This window comes from uncultured Veillonella sp., assembly GCF_963543145.1.
Classification (GTDB): Bacteria; Bacillota; Negativicutes; order Veillonellales; family Veillonellaceae; genus Veillonella.
Genome location: NZ_CAUTZP010000002.1, coordinates 1 through 23,242, shown reverse-complemented (window position 1 = coordinate 23,242; position 23,242 = coordinate 1). Strand labels below are relative to the sequence as shown.

Annotated in this window: 21 protein-coding genes; 20 read left to right on the top strand and 1 reads right to left on the bottom strand. The window is 37.5% G+C overall.

Features of this window, described 5'->3' with window-relative positions:
- Position 1 precedes the first annotated feature (1 nt).
- From RWZ05_RS01750 to RWZ05_RS01695, 12 genes are all read left to right on the top strand, one after another.
- Positions 2 to 1,390, top strand: coding sequence for a sensor histidine kinase (locus RWZ05_RS01750; protein WP_314641500.1), 1,389 nt, complete (start codon positions 2 to 4; stop codon positions 1,388 to 1,390).
- The gene (locus tag RWZ05_RS01745) at positions 1,391 to 1,957 is read left to right on the top strand and encodes a response regulator (RefSeq protein WP_314641499.1); all 567 of its coding nucleotides are present in this window, start codon (positions 1,391 to 1,393) and stop codon (positions 1,955 to 1,957) included.
- Positions 1,958 to 2,159: 202 nt separating this feature from the next.
- Positions 2,160 to 2,441, top strand: coding sequence for a co-chaperone GroES (gene groES, locus RWZ05_RS01740; RefSeq protein ID WP_004696047.1), 282 nt, complete (start codon positions 2,160 to 2,162; stop codon positions 2,439 to 2,441).
- Positions 2,442 to 2,554: 113 nt separating this feature from the next.
- The gene (gene groL / locus RWZ05_RS01735) at positions 2,555 to 4,180 is read left to right on the top strand and encodes a chaperonin GroEL (RefSeq protein ID WP_314641496.1); all 1,626 of its coding nucleotides are present in this window, start codon (positions 2,555 to 2,557) and stop codon (positions 4,178 to 4,180) included.
- 335 nt (positions 4,181 to 4,515) lie between these two features.
- The gene (locus RWZ05_RS01730; RefSeq protein WP_314641493.1) at positions 4,516 to 4,932 is read left to right on the top strand and encodes a DoxX family protein; all 417 of its coding nucleotides are present in this window, start codon (positions 4,516 to 4,518) and stop codon (positions 4,930 to 4,932) included.
- A gap of 58 nt (positions 4,933 to 4,990) precedes the next feature.
- Positions 4,991 to 6,247 carry a diaminopimelate decarboxylase gene (locus tag RWZ05_RS01725; RefSeq protein WP_314641491.1) on the top strand — a complete coding sequence of 419 codons (1,257 nt, stop codon included), beginning with the start codon at positions 4,991 to 4,993 and terminating at the stop codon, positions 6,245 to 6,247.
- A 293-nt stretch (positions 6,248 to 6,540) separates the two neighbouring features.
- Positions 6,541 to 7,284: a Fe-S cluster assembly ATPase SufC gene (sufC, locus tag RWZ05_RS01720; RefSeq protein WP_314641489.1), complete on the top strand. Its 744-nt coding sequence runs from the start codon at positions 6,541 to 6,543 to the stop codon at positions 7,282 to 7,284.
- Between the two features lie 8 nt (positions 7,285 to 7,292).
- Entirely contained in the window at positions 7,293 to 8,702 is a 1,410-nt protein-coding gene (gene sufB / locus RWZ05_RS01715; RefSeq protein ID WP_314641487.1) for a Fe-S cluster assembly protein SufB, read from the top strand.
- Positions 8,703 to 8,711: 9 nt separating this feature from the next.
- Positions 8,712 to 9,758, top strand: coding sequence for a SufD family Fe-S cluster assembly protein (locus RWZ05_RS01710; protein ID WP_314641484.1), 1,047 nt, complete (start codon positions 8,712 to 8,714; stop codon positions 9,756 to 9,758).
- Between the two features lie 11 nt (positions 9,759 to 9,769).
- Positions 9,770 to 10,999, top strand: a complete 1,230-nt coding sequence (locus RWZ05_RS01705) for a SufS family cysteine desulfurase (RefSeq protein WP_314641482.1) — start codon at positions 9,770 to 9,772, stop codon at positions 10,997 to 10,999.
- A 13-nt stretch (positions 11,000 to 11,012) separates the two neighbouring features.
- Positions 11,013 to 11,438 carry a Fe-S cluster assembly sulfur transfer protein SufU gene (gene sufU / locus RWZ05_RS01700; protein WP_296003641.1) on the top strand — a complete coding sequence of 142 codons (426 nt, stop codon included), beginning with the start codon at positions 11,013 to 11,015 and terminating at the stop codon, positions 11,436 to 11,438.
- A 1-nt stretch (position 11,439) separates the two neighbouring features.
- Positions 11,440 to 12,123: an HAD hydrolase-like protein gene (locus tag RWZ05_RS01695; protein ID WP_314641478.1), complete on the top strand. Its 684-nt coding sequence runs from the start codon at positions 11,440 to 11,442 to the stop codon at positions 12,121 to 12,123.
- 106 nt (positions 12,124 to 12,229) lie between these two features.
- On the opposite strand, the gene RWZ05_RS01690 is transcribed toward RWZ05_RS01695, so the two are convergent.
- Positions 12,230 to 12,736 (bottom strand): S-adenosylmethionine decarboxylase, encoded by a 507-nt coding sequence (locus RWZ05_RS01690; protein WP_314641477.1) that lies wholly within the window; start codon positions 12,734 to 12,736, stop codon positions 12,230 to 12,232.
- Between the two features lie 328 nt (positions 12,737 to 13,064).
- Here RWZ05_RS01690 and RWZ05_RS01685 point away from each other — a divergent pair, with 328 nt between their 5' ends.
- The 8 genes from RWZ05_RS01685 to gltX all read left to right on the top strand — a co-directional run bounded on the left by RWZ05_RS01685 (position 13,065) and on the right by gltX (position 23,053).
- Positions 13,065 to 13,544, top strand: coding sequence for a CtsR family transcriptional regulator (locus tag RWZ05_RS01685; protein ID WP_005386381.1), 480 nt, complete (start codon positions 13,065 to 13,067; stop codon positions 13,542 to 13,544).
- 6 nt (positions 13,545 to 13,550) lie between these two features.
- Entirely contained in the window at positions 13,551 to 14,090 is a 540-nt protein-coding gene (locus RWZ05_RS01680; RefSeq protein WP_005386382.1) for a UvrB/UvrC motif-containing protein, read from the top strand.
- A 9-nt stretch (positions 14,091 to 14,099) separates the two neighbouring features.
- Positions 14,100 to 15,161, top strand: coding sequence for a protein arginine kinase (locus RWZ05_RS01675; protein ID WP_005386385.1), 1,062 nt, complete (start codon positions 14,100 to 14,102; stop codon positions 15,159 to 15,161).
- 109 nt (positions 15,162 to 15,270) lie between these two features.
- Positions 15,271 to 17,718 carry an ATP-dependent Clp protease ATP-binding subunit gene (locus RWZ05_RS01670; protein ID WP_314641474.1) on the top strand — a complete coding sequence of 816 codons (2,448 nt, stop codon included), beginning with the start codon at positions 15,271 to 15,273 and terminating at the stop codon, positions 17,716 to 17,718.
- A 163-nt stretch (positions 17,719 to 17,881) separates the two neighbouring features.
- Positions 17,882 to 19,255 (top strand): DNA repair protein RadA, encoded by a 1,374-nt coding sequence (radA, locus tag RWZ05_RS01665; protein WP_314641472.1) that lies wholly within the window; start codon positions 17,882 to 17,884, stop codon positions 19,253 to 19,255.
- Between the two features lie 15 nt (positions 19,256 to 19,270).
- Positions 19,271 to 20,422 carry a TRAM domain-containing protein gene (locus tag RWZ05_RS01660; RefSeq protein ID WP_314641470.1) on the top strand — a complete coding sequence of 384 codons (1,152 nt, stop codon included), beginning with the start codon at positions 19,271 to 19,273 and terminating at the stop codon, positions 20,420 to 20,422.
- The gene (gene ispD, locus RWZ05_RS01655) at positions 20,406 to 21,581 is read left to right on the top strand and encodes a 2-C-methyl-D-erythritol 4-phosphate cytidylyltransferase (RefSeq protein WP_314641468.1); all 1,176 of its coding nucleotides are present in this window, start codon (positions 20,406 to 20,408) and stop codon (positions 21,579 to 21,581) included. Before RWZ05_RS01660 ends, ispD begins: the two co-directional genes overlap by 17 nt.
- A gap of 2 nt (positions 21,582 to 21,583) precedes the next feature.
- Positions 21,584 to 23,053, top strand: a complete 1,470-nt coding sequence (gene gltX, locus RWZ05_RS01650; protein WP_314641465.1) for a glutamate--tRNA ligase — start codon at positions 21,584 to 21,586, stop codon at positions 23,051 to 23,053.
- Positions 23,054 to 23,242: the final 189 nt, after the last annotated feature.

The window sequence follows — 23,242 nt, the reverse complement described above, 5'->3', positions numbered from 1 at the left end:
TGTGGATATTGGTCAAGATATTTTAAATTCAACACCATTAGGACCATTACAAACCTCATTACTTGAGCACATTAGTAAACTTATATCCTTTGGCGAGTCTTTGACCCGTCAAAGGATACAGATTTTTACGCCCTTGCTTAAGAAATCACAAGGTGATGTACAGCAGCGTGCTGATATGTTATGTATAGAACGCAGTGAAAGTGGAATTGTTACACGTCACTTAAAAGGCAATCATACTTGGCATGTGATGATGGAAAGTGGACAGCCACTCATTGGGGTAGATAATGAGTTTAGGCAGCATGTTTTTCCTGTGGTAGATAATGGAGGACGTATTATTGGTGGTATTTCCTTTACACTGTCTCCATCGATTAAGGTAGAGCAATATGAACAAGAATATACTTTATCTGATACGATGCAACGTCTTATGCTGACTGCTACGGATGAACAAATTCAATCTTACGAACCTATTTCTTATTTTGATGGTTTAATTATCTTTGATGATTCTCATAAAATTCTATACGGCAATGATGCTGCCTTACAATTGGTAGATTTGTTAGGCTTTGATAGACGATTAGTAGGTTCATCTATTTATAGCAGTACTTTAAAAATATCGGCTATCCAACAAGTCTTGGCAGATCGGACTATATATACTAGTGAAGAAATATATCAAGATATGGTGATTCGCCAGCATATGATTCCTATTGCCATGGGCCGCAATGAAACGAGATGTTTTTTAGTGTTACATGATTGTACTCGTGAAAGTAAGCAACAACAAGAATTATTGGTGAAAAACTCGATTATAAAAGAGGTCCATCACCGCGTAAAAAATAACTTACAAACTGTAGCTGGGCTATTGCGTATGGAGGCGAGACGTTCAAGCTTACCAGAGGTAAAACAAGCTCTTCAAGAGGGGATTAATCGTATTGAAAGTATGGCTTTAGTTCACGATATAGTGTCGCATTATGATGAGGACTACATTGGTATACGATCAATTTATGATGAGTTATGTCGATTATTGCGTATGAGTATGGTCAGACAAGATCAAAATGTTACCTTTACTTATAGTGGGGAAGATATATTGATTTCTTCTCATATGGCAAGTTATGTATCACTTATTATTAATGAATTAATCACTAATAGCTTAGAACATGGCCTAGACGGGGAGCATGGAGCAATTCATCTTCATGTTTATGACATCGGTGGAAACATTAAATTAGCTTTCACAGATAATGGAAAAGGATTGCCCAGTGATTTTTCTATTTCCTCTAATAAACGATTGGGGCTTACAATTATAAATAATTTAGTTACTCATGAATTAAAGGGAAGTTTATCCATAGAGAATACTGATCATGGTGTATTGGCCACAATACATATGAAGAAGGAGGCGTAAATGCGCGTTTTAATCGTCGATGATGAATCCCTTATACGCATGGATTTGCGAGATATTATTGAGTCTTGCGGTCATGAGGTCGTAGCAGAGGGCACCAATGGCGTTGAAGCTATACAACTCTGTAAACAGCATAAACCAGATATTATTTTGATGGATGTAAAAATGCCAGAATTAGATGGTATTGAAGCTGCTCGGCAGATTGGCTTTCACCATGAAGCACCTGTTGTGTTATTAACTAGTTATAGTCAACAAGATTTAATCGATAAAGCTAGAGACTCTGGTGTATATGGATACCTAATTAAACCGGTACGAGAGGAACAATTGGTACCTACTCTAGAAATGGCGTTAGGTCGTTATACAAGCGATGCTCAGCTACGTGAGAAGATGGCTGAATTAGAACAGTCCTTAGAAGATCGTAAAATCATTCAAAAGGGGACGGGACTATTAATGGAGCTATATTCTATATCTGAAGAGGAAGCCTATAATCGCATTCGCGCCCTAAGCATGAAGAAACGGGATAGTATTGTTAATATCTGCAAAGCCTTGATTCATCAAGTTTCAAAATAGTAGAAAAGACTAGTATGAGGATTAAAACTTTATACTAGTTTTTTGGCTTCTAACATCATATAAAGACTAAAAAGTCAAAAAATCAAAAATTTTACTTGCAATTATTTTGACATAGGTTATAATAATACATGTGATTAGCACTCAATCGGTTAGAGTGCTAATAGAGTATAAAGAATATCTAGTACATAAGGAGTGACATCATATGTTAAAACCATTAGCTGACCGCGTTCTTATCCGTTTAGAAGCAAAAGAAGAAAAAACTAAAAGTGGTATCTTCCTTCCTGATACAGCAAAAGAAAAACCTCAAGAAGGTGTTGTCGTAGCTGTAGGTGCTGGTAAAGTATATGACAATGGTCAACGTGTAGCTCCAGAAGTTAAAGTTGGCGACACTGTTATGTTCGCAAAATATGCTGGTAGCGAATTAGAAATCGATGGCGCTACTCACTTGATTATTAGTGAACGCGATATTTTAGCAGTACTATAATAGGCAATCTGTAGTCTATTAAGACTATAGACACTGATGATACATTCTATATTGCTTAAGAACACATATATTTCGTTACATTCGATAGTGTTACTATCTAGGAGGTAATACATATGGCAAAAGAAATCTTGTTTAATGAAGAAGCTCGTCGTGCTTTAGGCCGTGGCGTTGATCAATTGGCAAATGCTGTAAAAGTCACATTAGGTCCAAAAGGTCGTAATGTTGTTTTAGATAAAAAATTCGGTTCCCCTACAATTACGAATGATGGTGTAACTATTGCTCGTGATATCGAACTTCCAGATCCATTTGAAAACATGGGTGCACAATTAGTAAAAGAAGTTGCTACTAAAACTAACGACGTAGCAGGTGACGGTACTACTACTGCAACTGTATTGGCACAAGCTATGATTCAAGAAGGTATGCGCAACGTAGCAGCTGGTGCAAACCCAATGATCTTGAAAAAAGGTATTGAAACAGCAGTAAAAACTTTGGTTGAAGAAATCAAAAAACGTTCTATCAAAGTTTCTGGTAAAGCTGAAATCGCTCAAGTTGCTAGCGTATCCGCTGCTGACGAAGAAATCGGTGGCTTAATTGCTGAAGCTATGGAAAAAGTTGGTAACGATGGCGTTATCACTGTAGAAGAATCCAAAGGCTTGCAAACTGCATTAAATGTAGTAGAAGGTATGCAATTTGACCGTGGCTACATTTCTCCTTACATGGTAACTGACCCTGACCGCATGGAAGCTGTTATGGACAACCCATACATCTTGATTACTGACCGTAAAATCAGCGCCATTGCTGATATGTTGCCAACACTTGAAAAAGTGGTAAAAGTAGGTAAAGAACTTCTTATTATCGCTGAAGATGTAGAAGGCGAAGCATTGGCTACTTTAGTAGTTAACCGCTTGCGTGGTACATTCAAAGCTGTAGCTGTTAAAGCTCCTGGTTTCGGTGACCGTCGTAAAGCTATGCTTGAAGATATCGCTATCTTGACTGGTGGTACTGTAATCACTGAAGATATGGGCCGTAAGCTTGATTCCGTAGAACTTGAAGATCTTGGTACAGCTCGTCAAGTACGCATCACTAAAGATGAAACGACAATCATTGATGGTGTAGGCGATAAAGACGTAATCGCTAAACGCGTTAGCCAAATTCGTGCACAAGTAGAAGAAACAACTTCTGAATTCGACCGTGAAAAATTACAAGAACGTCTTGCTAAATTGTCCGGTGGTGTTGCAGTTATCGAAGTAGGTGCTGCTACAGAAGTTGAAATGAAAGATAAAAAACTTCGCATCGAAGACGCATTGAATGCAACTCGCGCTGCCGTTGAAGAAGGTATCGTAGCTGGTGGTGGTACTACTTTCATCGATATTATCCCTGCATTGAATACATTGGAAGCTACTGGTGATGTTCAAACTGGTATCAACCTTGTAAAACGTGCTGTAGAAGAACCACTTCGTCAAATCGCTTACAATGCTGGTCTTGAAGGTTCTGTTGTAGTAGAAAAAGTTAAAAACACTGAAGCTGGCGTAGGTTTCAATGCTTTAACTGAAGAATATATCGATATGGTTAAAGCTGGTATCGTAGACCCTGCTAAAGTTACACGTTCTGCTCTTCAAAATGCTGCATCTATCGCATCTCTTGTATTGACTACTGAAACAATCGTAGCTGACAAAGTAGAAGAAAATGCTGCAGTTCCTGCAATGCCTCCAATGGGTGGCATGGGCGGTATGATGTAATCAACTGCTTAGAACTTAATATATAAGATCTATAATAATCCTAATGAATTACGAATTATATGTTCTCACATTCATTAGGATTATTTTTGTAAGTCTATTATCAACAAATATAGTAGGACATCACACTATATGGTACGATGTAATCATCTGTTTGACATTTATATATTAGTTCGTGACTTTTTATTCACATCGATAAAATTGATTTTTGTATATAATTTATGATATAATTCTATAGAATTTAATAGTGAGTCTTGTTGACATGGTAATTTCTCAGTAGTATAATTCTTTTATCGAATTTATTCGATGTTGTAAGATTAACTGAAAGAAAGGTTACTATGTTGAGTTTTATTTTTAAAAGTAAACCTAATTATGTAAATTTTGGCTTATTAGTTTACCGTTTGGCACTTGGTATTTCTATGTTTTATCATGGCTACCTAAAGTGGTTAAGCGGTCCTGAAGGTCTTTATAAAGTCGGTGCTATGTTAGCACCATTAGGTGTATCTGGTGGTTATGAAATCTTAGGTACTATGGCTGCATTTGCTGAAATGGCAGGTGGTATTCTTGTAGCAGTAGGCCTATTCACTCGAATTGGATCTCTTATGCTCATCAGTACATTGGCGATGGCTACAACTTTAAGTATTAATGGTAGCTTCTTTAGCTGGGATTATCCATCTCAAATGGGCTTTGGTGCGCTTATGTTGTTCTTTGTTGGCCCAGGTCGCTTTAGCTTAGACAAAGCTTTTTTTAAATAATAATTAGGATAAAAGGCTCATCCCTTGATGGGTCTTTTCTTTATTTAGAGAGGTTGTTATGAACAAAAAAACAGTTCCCTTTACGGCAGAACAATTAGAAAATATTATCGCTCAATATCCAACTCCATTCCATATTTATGACGAAGAGGGCATCATTGAGAATATGAAATCCTTCATTAACGCATTTTCTTGGAATAAGGGCTTTAAGCAATATTTTGCTGTAAAAGCAACGCCAAATCCATATATTATGCGTGTATTACAAAAGCTTGGGGTTGGTGCAGACTGCTCTTCCTTAGCAGAGTTACTCTTATGTGAAAAGGTTGGCATTACTGGCCACGATATTATGTTCACATCTAATGACACTCCATATGTGGAGTATAAAAAAGCATTAGATATGGGCGCTATTATCAATCTTGATGATATTACGCATATTGAATACTTAGAAAAAAATCATGGTTCTTTACCTGATACATTCTGCGTACGCTATAACCCAGGCTCCTTAAAGGAAGGTGGTAACACAATTATTGGTCTTCCTGAAGAAGCTAAATACGGTATGACCCGTGACCAAATTTTTGAGGCTTACAAACAATTACAATCTAAAGGTGTAAAACACTTTGGTATTCATACAATGGTTGTATCTAATGAGCTTGATATTGACGGTTTAGTAGGTACTGCAGAACTTTGCTTTAACCTTGCTGTAGATATTAAGAATGAACTTGGTATCAATGTTGAGTTTATTGATCTAGGTGGTGGTGTAGGTGTTGCTTACAAACCAGAACAAACACCTGTAGATTTCAAGGCACTTAGCAAGGGTGTAGAAGAAGCTTATAATAGAATTCTCGTAGCTAATGGTCTTGGTAATGTTGCTTTAGCTTATGAATGTGGCCGTATGGTAACAGGTCCATTTGGTTACCTTGTTTCTACAGCTATTCACAAAAAGGATATTTATCGTAAATATATTGGTTTAGATTCTTGCATGGCAAACCTCATGCGTCCAGCTTTATATGGTTCTTATCATCACATTACAGTAATGGGCAAAGAAAATGCTCCTAAGGATCATGTATATGATGTAACTGGCTCCTTATGCGAAAACAACGATAAATTTGCTATTCAACGTGAGTTGCCAAAAATTGATATTGGCGATCGCATTATCATTCATGATGCTGGTGCGCATGGTCACTCCATGGGCTTCAACTATAATGGCAAATTGCGTTCTGCAGAGTTATTGTTACATAAAGACGGTTCTGTTACACAAATTCGTCGTGCTGAAACGTATGATGACTTGTTTGGAACCCTTGATTTTTCCAACTTATAATTTAATATTGAGAATCGAATAGGATGAGAATGAATATTAAATAAAACCTATCAATATATGTAATACTTGATATTCTTTTAATTCCTGTATATTTTAGTAGGAATATCTTGCTATCATTTAGATAAGAATGTATAATAATTGTAGATTGTTATGCACATACTTGCTAAGTTGGCGAGAATTACGGCGGTATTCACGTTAGTGCGTACCGCCTTTTTATATGTGTCAGTATATACGTTTTACATATAATACATGTATGTTCTTATGGAATATACAAATTAAAAGGAGTGAACATTTTGGCTGAATTACTTCAGATAAAAGATTTAAAGGTATCCGTTGAAGACAAACAAATCTTAAAAGGTATCGATTTAACAATTAATAAAGGTGAAATTCACGTAGTAATGGGCACAAATGGTGCTGGTAAATCCACACTTGCCAATGCAATCATGGGTAACTCTACTTATACAGTAGATAGCGGTTCCATCATTTTTGATGGTAAAGATATTACAGAAGATGCAGTAAACGATCGTGCGAAAGCAGGTATCTTTATGTCTTTCCAACATCCAATCTCCATCCCTGGTATTACTGTAGAAAACTTCATTCGTACAGCTAAATCCACAATTACTGGTAAAAACGTTCGCGCTTTATCTTTCAAAAAAGAATTGAAAGAAAAAATGGATGAATTGTCCTTCGACACATCTTATGCACAACGTTATGTTAATGAAGGTTTCTCTGGTGGGGAACGGAAGAAAAATGAAATTCTTCAAATGTCTATTTTGAATCCTAAATTGGCTATTCTTGACGAAACTGACTCCGGTCTTGACGTAGATGCGGTTCGTATTGTGTCTGAAGGCGTACAACGTTTCCATAACGAAGAAAATGCTGTATTAATCATCACTCACCATAACCAAATCTTACAAAAATTGAAACCTGACTATGTTCATGTATTGATCAACGGTAAAATCGTTAAAACTGGTGATGCTTCTCTTGTACGTGAAATCGAAGAAAAAGGTTACGACGCATACAAAGCATTAGCATAGGAGGCATAATGGAAGAAAGAAAGAAAACCCAAGTCGCGGATATGGACCGTGGTGTCTACGACATTAAGAATGACTTTGAATATTCTTATATCGCTGATGCTGGTTTAACTGAAGACATTATCCGTGAGATTTGGTCTAATAAAAATGAACCGGAATGGATGCTAGAGTTTCGTTTGAAATCTTTAGAAATCTATAATCGTATGGGCATTCCTAACTGGATCCCTGATATTTCTGGCTTAGATATGGCTAATATCCATACCTATGTTAAGCCAAAAGTAGATATGAAAGAAAACTGGGACGAAGTTCCAGAAGAAATTAAAAGTACCTTTGACCGTTTAGGCATTCCTGAAGCAGAAAAAACATCTCTAGCTGGTGTTGGTGCTCAGTATGACTCTGAAGTTGTTTATCACAGTATTCAAGAAGATCTTGTAAAACAAGGTGTTATTTATACTGATATTGAAACAGCTCTTCATGAGCATGAAGAAATCGTTAAAAAATACTGGATGACATTGATTCCTCCAACTGACCATAAATGGGCAGCTCTTCACGGTGCTGTTTGGTCTGGTGGGTCCTTCGTATATGTCCCAGCAGGCGTACAAGTAGATATTCCATTGCAATCCTACTTCCGCTTGAATGCACCAGGTGCTGGTCAGTTCGAGCATACTATGATCATCGTAGAAGAAGGTGCTAAATTGCACTTTATCGAAGGTTGTTCCGCTCCTAAATATGATGTATCTAACCTTCATGCAGGTGCCGTTGAATTGTTCGTAAAAGATAATGCTACATTGCGTTATTCTACAATTGAAAACTGGTCCAAAAATATGTACAACCTTAATACAAAACGCTGTGTTGTAGGTAAAGGTGGTACAATTGAATGGGTATCTGGTTCCTTTGGTTCCAAAGTATCTTGCTTGTATCCAATGAGTATCCTTAACGGTGAAGGTGCACATGCAGAATTTACAGGTGTAACATTTGCTGGTGAAGGCCAATTCCTTGATACAGGTTGTAAAGTGGTTCACAACGCACCATATACGACAAGTAATGTAAACTCTAAATCTATTTCTAAATCCGGTGGCGCAGCTATCTACCGTGGTCTTTTGAAAATTGGTCCTAATGCTGAGCATGCAAAAGCAACAGTTTCTTGTGAATCCTTGATGCTTGATGCTGAGTCTCAATCCGATACAATTCCAGCAATTATTGTTGAAAACGATAATGTGGACTTAGGTCATGAAGCAAAAATCGGTCGTATTTCTGACGAAGCGATTTTCTATCTCATGACTCGTGGTATCAGTGAAGAAGAAGCTCGTGCTATGCTTGTTCGTGGCTTCGTAGAACCAATCTCTAAAGAATTGCCACTTGAATATGCAGTAGAAATGAACAACCTAATCAATCTTGAATTAGAAGGTTCTATCGGTTAAGGAGGAATTATGAGCGAATTACTATTTAATGAACTCCCTAGACCGACGTTCAGATGGTTACGTGTTAACCATACTGTAAGCTCTCTAGTTGGAGAAGATACAGCAGTACAATCTATCGCTGTGGAAGCGAATGAAAATATACTTTCACCATTGCCTGTAGGTACAGCATTATTAGATGACAAGTATGAAGGCGCTAATAAAGAAGCGGTTCAAGGTTTGGTGGAAAAAGCAGAAGGGTATGCTATTAACGTTCCTGCAAATACTAAAGAAGTTGTAGGTATCCGTATCGATGCTACAGCTCGCGTAGCAAATCGACTCCAATTTATCGTTGGTGAAGGTGCTGAATTAGAAGTTCAATTCTTTATTACTGGTTCTGGTGATACAGCAAATAATGTAAGTTACCTTAACGAATACGATGTCAAAGCAACTGGTAAAGTTGTAGTGAAAAAGGTAAATCTTTTACCTGAGCATGTACAACATATCGAGCATCGATACACTAAATTAGAAGATAATGCTGATGTTGAATATATCAATATCGAAATTGGTGGCAGCGAAAATATCTTGAACTACTATCATGATTTAGTAGGTAAAGAATCTCGCATTATTCACGACATTGCTTATCTTGGTAATAAAGAGCAAAAATTCGATATTTCTATGGTTATGAGCCATGGCGGTAAAAAATCTGTCAGCGATATTCATAACTTAGGTGCTCTTAGTGGCAATTCTAAAAAATCCTTCCGTGGTACCCTTGATTTCCTAAATGGTGCAACTGCATCTGAAGGTGCGGAAGAAGATACTTGCTTGTTATTAGACCCTACTGTAAAATCTATTTCTTTGCCACTCTTGTTGTGTAAAGAGGACAATGTAGTAGGTAACCATGCAGCAAGTGCAGGCCAAATTGATCATAATAAATTATTCTACCTTATGAGCCGTGGCTTTAGTGAAGTAGAAGCTAAACATATCATCGTTGAATCTATGATTCGTCCTATTATTGATCGCATTGGTGATGAAACGATTGAAGAAGCAGCATTAGCAGCTGTACGTAATAAGATTTAAAGAGGCGTTTTATGAGACCTATTGCAGAAGCATACAAAGACTTTCCTATACTACATAAAGAGCATAATGGGCACCGCATTATCTATTTAGATAGTGGTGCGACTGCACAAATTCCACAGTCCGTAATTGATCGTGTTGTGGAACATATGACACAACGTAATGGCAATCCACATCGTGGCTCTCATATTTTAGCTATTGAAGCATCTGAGGACTATGAAAATGCACGTGATCGCGTAGTTGAATTTATTAATGCTCGCGAACGTGAAGAAGTTGTATTTACCCGTAATAGTACAGAATCTATGAACTTGATTGCTCATAGCTATGGTCTTCATAATGTGAAAAAAGGTGACAAGATTGTCATTACTGTTGCTGAACATCATGCAAATCTTGTAACATGGCAATACGTGGCAGAACAAACAGGGGCAACCTTAGAATATATGTACCTTGATGAACATGGGCATTTAAAAGACGGCGAAATCAATAAAATTGATGAAACTACTAAGATCGTTGCGTTTGCGCACATTAGTAATGTTTTGGGCATGGAGTTCCCTGTAAAAGAATTGACAGAAAAAGCACACTCTGTTGGTGCTGTTGTCGTTCTTGATGGTGCTCAATCTACGCCTCATAAAAAAATTGACGTTCAAGATCTTGATTGTGATTTCTTTGTATTCTCTGGACATAAAATGTGTGCTTCCCAAGGTATTGGTGTGCTCTATGGTAAAAGAGAATTATTAGAAGCAATGCCTCCATTCTTATTGGGCGGCGATATGATTGAATATGTAAAAGAACAAACTGCTACGTTCAATGAGTTGCCATATAAGTTCGAAGCAGGTACTCCAAATGCTGACGGTGCCGTTTCTTTGCACGCGGCCATTGATTATTTGGAATCTTTTGGTATGGATGCTATTGAAGCCTACGAAGAGGAACTAGTAGCATACATTCTTCCTAAAATGGTTGAATTACCACATGTTCATGTGATTGGTTCCCAAAATCCTAAGGAAAAACATGGCGTAATTGCATTCACTGTAGATGATGTACATCCTCATGATGTGGCTACGATTTTGGACTCTAAAGGCATTTGTGTTCGTTCTGGACACCATTGTGCACAACCCTTAGGTGCATTCTACAATGTATCCGCATCTACTCGTTTAAGTATGTACTTGTACACTCGTAAGGAAGACCTTGATGCCTTCCTCGAAGTATTGAAGACTGTTCGTTCAGTCATGGGCTTTAAAGATTAGGAGATTACCATCAATGGAAATGGATCAACTATATACGGAACTTATTTTGGAACATAACCAAGATAAACGTAATAAACATGAGTTAACTGAATTCACAACTTCTGAACATGGTCACAACCCTAGTTGTGGGGATGATTTAACATTACAAGTTAATGTAGTAGATGGCATTGTAAAAGATGCAGCATATACTGGTTCAGGTTGTGCTATTAGCCAAGCTTCTGCATCTATGATGATTGATATTATCAAAGGTAAATCTGTAGAGGAAGCTCTACGTTTGGTTGAAGTTTTCTTAGGTATGATCAAAAAAGAGATTACTGATGAAAGCGAGTTAGAACAATTAGAAGATGCTATGGCATTACAAAATATTTCTAACATGCCTGCTCGTGTTAAATGTGCAGTTCTTGCCTGGCATACATTAAAAGAGGCTTTAAAGAAGTAATATGAAAAAGACAATATTATTTGACTTAGATGGTACTTTGACGGACTCTCAAGAAGGTATTTTAAAAAGTATTAAGTTTGCCTTAGAGCATTTTGGCTATGACGTACCAGATGAAGAAACATTGCAATTGTTCTTAGGACCACCATTGGTAGATGCCTTCCAAGAACATTGTGGTATGACTTTTGAGCAAGCCGAAGAAACATACTTTAAGTTTCGTGAACGGTATGGAACAATTGGTAAGTTTGAAAATACAGTATATCCAAATATTGTAGACTTATTGGCTAAATGTAAAACAGAACAATACACCATTGCTTTAGCTACGGCAAAGCCAGAACATTATGCTAAGGACATTTTAGATCATTTTGAATTGACACCTTACTTTGATGTAATTGTTGGTGCTAATTATGAAAGTGGATTGTTACACAAGAAGGAGATTCTTGAAAAAGCTTTTAAACTTTGTGGTAATCCATTAACTGATGAAAATGGTAATCGTATGACATTCATGGTTGGTGATCGTAAGTATGATATAGAGGCAGCTAATGAGCTTGGTTGTATCTCTGTCGGTGTTACTTATGGTTATGGTACAGAAGCTGAACTAAAAGAAGCTGATGCTGAATATCTCTGTGATGACGTTGATGAAATTGCTGATGTTCTCGATCTTGAAGCATTAATGGTTCGTAGATAGGATCAACTGTTATTAAGATTATAGTAAAAGGACTGACCTTGTGAACTGCACCCCAAAAATTGTGTCCAATTTTTGGGGTGCGTTCATTATGGTCAGTCCTTTTGTGTTATTTCTTAAAGCCGCTTTTTTTAGCCAATGTTTTAATAACCTTAGCACTTTGTTTTTTCAATTTGCCGCCTGTTTGTTTAAGTTGAATTCTAGTGCGAGAAACGCGACCTAGAGTAGTGATTTGAGTTTTACGACGTGGCTTCATATCTCGTTCGTTACCAAAGTCACCACGTTGTATACTCGTTGCTTTTACCTTTTCTGCTCTGAAAGATTTACGCAATGCTTTCATAATTAATGTGAGCGGTAAGGATTGCTCAAAAGAGTATAAATCAACAGCCACATAGCCTAGAGCAGGATACGTGTGTAATGTAAAGTGAAAGCCTGGTGCAACAGATAGGAGGGCGATCTCCTCGTCCATAACTTGACAACTGATTTCATCAACATCAAGGTCAGCTAAATCAAATGCGGTTGCTACACTTTCTTGTACAGCTGTAGCGGATGAGATTGCATCTTCATCGCAGGAATATAAATCAATTAACAGTTCTTGTCCTAATGCTTCTGCCATAACAACACCTTCTTTCAGAAAAATATATCTTATTTATTATACCTAGAAATTAATATTAAGTCCAATCATAGGAGAATGGATTAAAAAGTAAAGGAAAAGTCAAAATCGTTTAGAGTGATTTGACTTATTAACAATATATAGAAAAACTCATGTTTAATCAAGCTTGTACTAAATTTAAATTATGTAAAAGTACATAATAGGTCAAATGTGAATACAATGAAGTTTGACTTTTATATTGACTAAGGTCAAATAGTCGAATATAATAGAGTTGTATTAAAGAACAAATAGTCAAAAACTATAGTAAATATATTTTAAAGGGGTGTTTTTTATGAGTATGATAGCTGATAAAATAGAAAAGTTTATATTGGATCGTATGCGTGAAGAACAAGAGAAATTAATCTTAAAACGTAATGAATTAGCCGATGAATTAGATTGCGCACCATCGCAAATTAGCTATGTACTAAGCACACGATTTTCTAATGAACGAGGTTTTGATGTGGAATCAAGACGTGGATTAGGTGGATATATTCGAATTACTAAATTAAATCCAGAAAATCCCGGTTCTCTACCAGCTGTAACAACCTATCGTATTTATGAAGGTCAAAATACAGTGGATCCATTAATTGATATTAAAGATGTAGACCAATCATTGTTTCAATTATTGCAAGCTGAAAAAATTACTCGTCGTGAAGCTCAATTGATGCATAATTCTTTTGCTACATTGATCGAGAATACCGATATTGAACATCGTAATGATGCAATTCGTCAGCTCTATGCAACAATGGTGGATACACTACGGAAGGAGTGATGATCAATGATATGTGATCATTGCCATAAGAATGAAGCTACCATTCATATGACTAATATCGTCAATAACCAAAAGACGGAACAACATTTTTGTGGTACTTGCGCTAGCAAGTTACAACAAGAGGGGAAATTATCCCCCTATAGTTCTTTTATGAATGATATGTGGGATAATAGCTTTTTTACTAATGATTTTTTTAAAAACATGATTTATCCAGATAACTTATTAAAATCTCATCAATCAAAACGGTGTCCTCAGTGTGGTATTACTTATGACGAATTTAATCGAGTAGGTAAGTTTGGCTGTGGGCAATGTTATGAGACTTTTAATAGTGAAATAGATCCCTTATTACAACGTATACAAGGTAGTTCTGAATATAAAGGAACTGTACCTAGTCGTGAAACTAATGTATTTAAAGCTAAACATGAAGTGAAGCGATTGCGTCATCAATTAGATACAGCAGTTCAAGCTGAAAACTTTGAAGAGGCTGCTATCTTAAGAGATAAAATTAAAGGATTAGAAGCCATCATCGATGGCGATAAAGAGTAGGAGGTTCTTATGTTAGATACTATATTGGACTCTCCTTTAAGTCAGTGGTTACACCACGATACAGATGTGACAGATCACATTGTAATCTCTAGTCGTATTCGTTTGGCACGGAATTTTGATGGCCTATTATTTACAAATTGTAATGATATATCTGCTTTAGAAAAAGTAAATGCAATTTCTAGAGGGTTGCTGCAACCTTTGAAAGATGCAGACGGACATCAATATTCCAATATTAGTCTAGAGCAGTTAAGTCAAAGTGAGCGGGCTGTATTAGTAGAGAAACACTTAATGAGCCCAGCTCTTGAAGAAAAATTACCATATCGTAACTTAGTCGTATCTGATGATGCATCCATTGTAATTATGGTGAATGAAGAGGATCATTTACGTATCCAATCTATGGCTTCTGGACTTCAATTGCAACAGGCCTATGACCATGCAGTGCAAATTGATAAGGCTATCGAGGCAAAGCATCCCTATGCTTTTGATGAACGCTTTGGCTATTTGACGGCATGCCCTACAAATGTAGGAACCGGATTAAGAGCATCTGTCATGCTACATTTGCCTGCATTAACTATGTCTGGTCGAATTACACGACTCATTCGCAGCATCATTCAATTAGGATACTCTGTACGAGGTCTGTACGGCGAAGGCTCAGAGGCTTTAGGCGCTATATACCAAATTTCCAATCAACGTACGATGGGGATAAGTGAAGAAGCAACGATTGAGCAATTAAGCAAGATTGTAGAAGGAATAATTGCGGAAGAGCGTAAATCTCGTCAATCTTTATTACATAATGATAAAGAAGGTTTAGAAGACGTTCTGTGGCGATCCTATGGTGTTCTACAATATGCACGACGTGTTAATGGTAAAGAAGCATTAACAAAGCTTAGTGATATTCAATTAGGCGTAGATTTAGATATCTTACCACTTTGGGGGAATGATACCTTCAATGAGTTGGTGGCAATAACTCGACCTAATTTCCTTACTAAATATTTAGGTAATGAAGATTTAACAGAGGCCGATCGCGATAGCTATCGAGCTAAAGTAATACGTCAAAAACTTTCAAAATAGTATATATTTCACAAATACTCAATTGATATTCCAATGGTGTTTCCCACCATTGTTCACATATATTTGAAGAGATACAATTACAATTTACATAGATAGAAGAGGTGATAGTATGATGCAACGATTTACAGATGATGCACAGCGTGTCCTTTCTTTTGCTCAAGAAGCTGCATTGGAGTTGGGACATGACTATGTAGGCACTGAACATGTACTCATCGGGCTGACAAAGGTTAAAAATGGTGTTGCGGCTAAGGCCTTAGAAGAGCTTGGTATAGTTACAGAAGATATTTTTGAAGCTGTAGAAGAGCAAGTGGGGCGCGGTAATAAAAAAGCAACATCTATATATATGACGCCACGTGTTAAACATGTACTTGAGTTAGCTGTTCAAGTAGCTAACCGCATGAATCATAACTACGTTGGTACTGAGCATATTCTACTCGGTTTACTCAGCGATGGCGGTGGTGTTGCAGTTGGAATTTTACGGGCTATGAATATTCGTACCGACGATATAGTAGAAGCGATTCGTCATATTCTTGGCTCTAGTAGTAATGGTGATGATGGTAGACAAGAAGGAGCGAATAACAATGGCGATTTAGGTGACTTAACCGATTTTGCGACAGATTTAAATGAGTCTGCGAAACAAGGTAAAATTGATCCTGTTATTGGTCGAGATACAGAAATTCAACGAGTTATTCAAATTCTTAGCCGTAGAACTAAAAATAATCCAGTTCTCATTGGGGAACCTGGTGTAGGTAAAACAGCCATTGCCGAAGGTTTGGCTCAGCGTATTGTTACTGGTAATGTACCGGAGATTTTACGGAATAAGAGAATTATTTCCCTTAGCATTGGTTCTATGCTTGCTGGTGCAAAATACCGTGGCGAATTTGAAGAACGGTTAAAAAAAGCTATCGATGAAGTACAACAACATGATGACATGATTATCTTTATTGATGAAATTCATACATTAGTTGGTGCCGGTGCCACTGAAGGGGCCATGGATGCAGCAAACTTATTGAAACCGGCTTTGGCACGCGGTGAATTCCAAGTTATTGGTGCTACAACCCTTGATGAATATAAAAAGCATATTGAAAAGGATGCCGCTTTAGAGCGTCGTTTCCAACCAGTTCAAGTAGGTGAGCCGAACGAAGAAGATGCTCTTGAAATTCTAAAAGGCTTACGAGATCGCTATGAAGCGTTCCATAAGGCTAAAATAACGGATGAAGCTTTAAAAGCAGCTGTTACCTTATCCAGTAGATATATTACAGATCGTTTCTTGCCTGATAAGGCTATCGATGTGGTTGATGAGGCTGCATCTAAGGTCCGCATGAAAGTATTTTCTGCAGCACCAGATGTTAAGGCCTTAGAAGACCGACTCAATACAGTAAAGAAAGAAAAAGAAGCTGCTGTTACATCACAAGATTTTGAGAAGGCTGCTAAACTTCGTGACGAGGAGCAATCTTTAGTTAAAGAAATTGATGATAAAAAATCTGTAGCAAAAGAAGAAAGTGAGCAAAAGTTAGTAGTTACGGAAGACGATATAGCAGCAGTCGTGGCACAATGGACGGGAATTCCAGTGGCTAAAATAGCAGACGAAGAATCCCAAACTTTACTCCATTTGGAAGAAGAGCTTCATAAACGTGTAGTAGGTCAAGATGATGCTGTTACTGCTGTAGCTAAAGCTGTGCGCCGTGCAAGGGCTGGATTAAAGGATCCTAAACGTCCTATTGGTTCATTCTTATTCTTAGGTCCCACAGGGGTAGGTAAAACTGAACTAGCAAGAGCACTTGCGTCCTCCTTGTTCGGCGATGAATCTGCTATGATTCGACTTGATATGTCAGAATATATGGAAAAGCATACTGTATCACGCTTAGTTGGTGCCCCTCCAGGCTATGTGGGCTATGAAGAAGGCGGTCAACTAACAGATGCGGTGCGTCGTAAACCATATAGTGTTATTCTTCTCGATGAAGTAGAGAAAGCACATGCAGATTTCTTTAATATCTTGTTACAAGTTCTTGATGATGGTCGCCTTACTGATAGTCAAGGTAGAACTGTAGATTTTAGAAATACAGTTATCATCATGACGAGTAACTTAGGTGCTAAAGCTTTACATAAGAACTCTTCAGAGCTTGGATTCTTAGCTCCTAAAAAATCTGAATCTTCTACAAATCAATCTAATAGTATAGATTTTAAAGAAGCTAAGAAATCTGTTATGGATGCTGTAAAACGTCATTTCAGACCTGAGTTTTTAAATCGTATTGATGAAATGATTGTATTCCGGCCATTAACTGAAGAGGACTTAAAACACATTGTCTCTATCTTGATGAGTGATGTTACAAAACGCCTTAAAGAGCGTGAGCTTCAATTAGAAATCACATCTGAGGCGATGCAATTACTCGTTAAGGAAGGTTCTGATTTTACAATGGGGGCTCGACCACTAAAACGAGCTATTCAACGATTAATTGAGGACCCTGTATCAGACCTTATTTTGAAAGGAGATGTTACAGAAGGAAAAACTATAAAAGTAGATGTCAAGGATAACGAGATCGTTGTCAGCGTATAAAAAATATAAAATATACAGTTAATAACTTTCATATAAAAAATATGGGTTAAATGGTATACTATAGAATGATGATAGTTAACCATGTAGTAAAATTATGCATAAAAGGTCATGAATGGTTATCATTCATGACCTTTCTTTTCTTATTAAAATATTTTGAGGCATTATGGGAAAAGCAAAATCAGTATTCTTCTGTCAAAATTGTGGGGCTGAGTCTTCTAAGTGGATGGGCCGATGCCCACAATGTGGTGAATGGAATACATTAGTTGAAGAAATTATTAAAGAAACTAAACATAGCCGTACACCCTCCCGTGGTGTAGGAAATCAAACGACTAAGCCTACAGCTTTACCAGATATCGAAATTTCGTCTATTACACGTGTATCTACAACCTTTAGTGAAATTGATCGCGTATTAGGTGGAGGTATAGTACCAGGTGCATTGATGCTTTTAGGTGGTGATCCAGGTATTGGTAAATCTACACTATTATTGCAAGTCTCGCAAAAGGTAGCAGATACTGTAGGTACAGTTCTTTATGCATCAGGAGAAGAGTCTCAGTTACAACTTAAGCTTCGAGCAGAACGACTACACATCAATAGTGAACGTTTACAAGTTATTGCAGATACAGATTTAGATCATATACTTGAGCAAGCTGATGCAATGACACCATCCTTACTTGTTATTGATTCAATTCAAACCATGTATACTAGTGATATCGATGCTGCTCCAGGCAGTGTTAGTCAAGTTCGAGAATGTACATCTCGACTCCTTCGATTTTGTAAAGAACGCAATATTCCTACAGTTATTATTGGTCATGTCACAAAAGAAGGGAATATCGCAGGCCCACGTATGTTAGAGCATATGGTAGACGTAGTGCTTTACTTTGAAGGAGAACGATCCTATCAGTTCCGTATATTGCGATCCATCAAAAATCGTTTCGGATCAACATCTGAAACTGGTATTTTCGCCATGGTTGAAGAAGGCTTGCAAGAATTATCTAACCCTTCAGCTTCATTATTGGCAGAACGGTCTGATGAGGAAAGCGGTAGTGCTGTCATGATTTACCTGGAAGGGGTTCGCCCAATCTTAGTAGAGGTACAAAGTTTGGTGGTTACCACTGCCTTTGGTATGCCTAGAAGAACAGCAATCGGCTACGATCTTAATCGTTTGATTGTCCTTTTGGCGGTATTAGAAAAGCGTTGTGGCTTTACATTGGGTAATAAGGACGTGTATGTTAATGTTATTGGTGGACTTAAGGTAAACGAGCCAGCTTGTGACTTGTCTATGGCGGTAGCGATAGTATCTAATTTGAAAAATCGTATCGTTCCTACAGATATGGTTATCTTAGGAGAGGTCGGTTTAACTGGAAATGTTCGAAGCATTCCACGCATCGAGCAGCGTATTAATGAAGCCAAAAAACTAGGCTTTAAAAAGTTTATTATTCCTGAAGGCAATTATAAGCAAATCAAGGATAATGATAGTTCTATCAAGATTAGAGGCGTCAAATCTATTCAAGAGGCGATGCAGCTCGTGTTTTCTTAATTAGGAGGTGATTTGATGATTTATCGGATTTTGCGTTATGTAATAGCCATCCTTGTAGGTACAGCTGCCTATGTTGGGATGGATACTTTGGCGCCTATTATCGACCCGTATTTGGTATCTCAATTTGAGTCTTTCGGGGATATGTCATTAACTGTGGCACGTATTGCAGTATTAATTGTTGGTACATTGTTAGGTGTTATTATTGGCTATTTGATTTCATCATTTATTTTGAAACAAGGATTAGTAATTGCAAAACGTTTAGAGCGCGTTCTCACTCATATTCCAAATCAAGAATTGATTGCAGGCACCATCGGTTTATTATTCGGTCTTATTATTGCAAATTTAATTGGTATTGCATTCAATCAAGTTCCTATTATAGGACCTTATATACCTATTATTCTTAGCGCTATCTTTGGATATAGTGGACTTAAGCTCATGGCTCATAAAGGCCCTGAAATGTACAATAACTACGTACAACAATGGGGCGGAGACGGCATTAAAAAAACAAGTCGTTTTAAAATGTTCTCCACCCATAAAACAGATATAGCTTCTAGTACGCCTAAATTACTAGACACATCTGTTATCATTGATGGTCGTATTAAAGAATTATGTAATACAGGCTTTATTGAAGGTCCTTTAATGGTTCCACTCTTTGTATTAAACGAGTTACAAATTATTTCGGACTCTGCAGATGCTACAAAACGCAACCGCGGTCGTCGAGGCCTCGATATATTAAAAGATATGCAAGATGCTAATAAGGTTGCTATAGAAGTTGTAGAAGATGATTATGATGATCTTACAGAGGTTGATTCTAAGTTGATGCGCCTTGCTCTAGACAAGCATTGGAAGTTAATGACCAATGATTTTAATTTGAATAAGGTGGCTCGCGTACAAGGTATTGAAGTGCTTAATCTCAATGAATTGGCCAATGTGTTGAAACCAGCTCTTATTGCAGGTGAGTGGATTCGCGTACAAGTCATGAAAGAAGGTAAGGAAGTACACCAAGGTGTAGCGTATCTTGATGATGGTACGATGATCGTCGTAGAAGATGGTAAACCTTATGTAGGGCAAAATGTTGAGGTTATGGTTACATCTATACTACAAACGAGTGCAGGTCGCATGATTTTTGCTCGTGTAGATGGGGGACAAAATGGACAAGGTAATTAGCTGTATCGTTCTTGCCGCAGGGGCTGGACGCCGTATGGCCTATAAAGAAAATAAAATATTTATACCCCTTGGTCGTTATTCTATTATTCAACGTACTTTGCAGAATGTTGCTAACTTACAAGGCTTAAAGGAAATTATTCTCGTTGTAGCCGATGGTGAACAAGACTATATGGCTGAACATATTAAGGTCTTGGGCCTTACAGTACCAATTCACATCGTTCTTGGTGGTGCTGAACGTCAAGACTCCGTTGCTTGCGGTCTTAAGGCGGTTGATGAATCTAGTAACATTGTCCTTGTTCATGATGGAGCGCGTCCATTAGCTTCTACAGATATGTTTAGTGCTGTCGCTGAAGCAGCTATCACATACGGTGCAGCTACAGTTGGTGTGCCTGCTATTGATACGATTAAACGTGTTGATACAGAATATACTGTAATTGAAACATTAAAACGCAGTGAGCTATACCAAATTCAAACACCACAAGGCTTTCAAAAAGATTTATTTAAAGAGACTCATCAAAAGGCTCATGATTTAAACTATTTAGGGACTGATGATGTATCTCTTGTGGAATATTTAGGAAAGTCTGTACATATAGTAGAAGGTGATTACGGCAATATTAAGGTGACAACGCCAAATGATATTGCCGTAGCAAAACGATATTTAGGAATTGAGGATAAGCGTATGCGCGTTGGATTTGGTTATGATATTCATCAATTAAAAGCAGGCCGTCCATGCATCTTAGGGGGCGTTCAAATTGAATCTGAACTTGGCCCTTATGGTCATTCCGATGCGGACGTTCTCATTCACGCATTAATGGATGCTATGTTGGGTGCTGCCGGTTTACGAGATATTGGTTATTACTTCCCACCTGAAGATGACCAATATAAAGGGATTTCTAGTATGCTTTTACTAGAAAAGGTAAATTCCTTATTGAAAGAACGTGGGTTACAAGCCTATAATATTGATATTATGGTTATTTCTGAGACACCTAAATTAAAACCTCACATTGATACGATGAAGGCTAATTTACAGTCCGTATTGGAAATACCATTAGATCGCATTAGTATTAAAGCGACAACGAATGAAATGCTTGGTGCTATTGGGCGCCGCGAAGGCATTGCTGCACAAGCTGTCGTTTCTGTATATGAAGGAGAGGTATAATCATGAGTTCCATGAAAGTTCGTTTTGCTCCAAGCCCTACGGGTCCATTCCATATTGGTGGCGCTCGTTCTGCTTTGTTTAACTGGCTATTAGCACGTAAAGAAAAAGGTATATTTGTATTGCGCATTGAAGATACAGATTTAGCTCGTTCTACACGTGAAAGTGAAGAAAATATCAAGGCTTCCTTACAATGGCTTGGTATGAACTGGGATGAAGGCGTAGACGTAGGTGGTGAAAATGGTCCTTACCGTCAAACAGAACGTCTTGAATTATATAAAGAAGTAACACAACGTTTATTGGATGAAGGCAAAGCGTACGAGTGTTATTGCACACCAGAAGAATTAGATGCTGTTCGTCAAGAACAAATGGATCGTGGTGAAACACCTAAATATAATGGCCATTGTCAACATTTAGATGAAGAAACAAAGGCTAAATATATTGCAGAAGGTCGTAAACCAACGATTCGTTTACGCGTTCCTTTAAACAAAACATATGCTTTTGATGATATGGTACGTGGTCATGTGTCCTTTGAGTCCAACGGCGTAGGTGACTTTGTTATCGTTAAATCTGATGGCATTCCTGTATATAACTTTGCTGTAGTAATGGACGATCATATGATGGGCATTACGCATGTTATTCGTGCTGAGGAACATTTATCTAATACACCACGCCAAATGGCTATTTACGAAGCTCTTGGTTGGGACATTCCTAAATTTGGTCATATTTCTTTGATTCTTGGTAAAGATTACAAGAAAATGTCTAAACGTCACGGCGCTACATCTGTTGAACAATACAAACAATTGGGTTACTTACCAGAAGCACTTGTAAACTTCTTAGCACTTCTTGGTTGGGCCCCAGAAGGGGAAGAAGAGTTCTTCACACCAGATGAATTGATTCAAGCGTTCTCTATGGATCGCGTAGCTAAAAACCCAGCAGTATTTGATATTGATAAATTAAACCATATTAACTTCCACTATATGAAAAATTTGAGCGATGAAGATTTATTCCATCTTTGCTTGCCACATTTGAAAGAGGTTGGTTTGGCTCCAGATAGCTTAAATCAAGCTGATATCGATTGGTTGACATTGTTATGTTCTACATTCCGCGACCATATTAGCTATGGTGCTCAAATTAAAGATCACGTAGGAATGTTCATGGGCGAAACCGTATTCCTTGAAGAAGGTCACGAAGAGGAATTGTGTGCTGTGTTGAATGAAGAAACAGCCCCAACAGTTCTCAGCACTTTCCGTAATGCATTAGCTGAACTTGACGAAATTACACCTGAAGTTGTAAAAGCAACTATTAAGGCAGTAATGAAAGAAACTGCTTTGAAAGGCAAATTTGTATTCATGCCAATCCGCGTTGCGTTAACAGGTCAAATGCATGGCCCTGATTTGAACAACATCATTACCTTGCTTGGTAAAGAAAAATGCTTGCATCGCTTAGACAATGTTAGCGCTTTAACAAAATAGTCTGATAAGCTAATTTAAAAGCTCTCATAGCTGAGGTTATGAGAGCTTTTTTATGTGTATTGAGATTATTCTATAGAAATGTTATAATAATCGGCGTATTTTTATTTTATATATTATGAAAGTGAGTATTTTTATGGGTAGTGTCAATAATTTTGTGTAAACGTCTTTTTATTCTCAATTACCAAACAT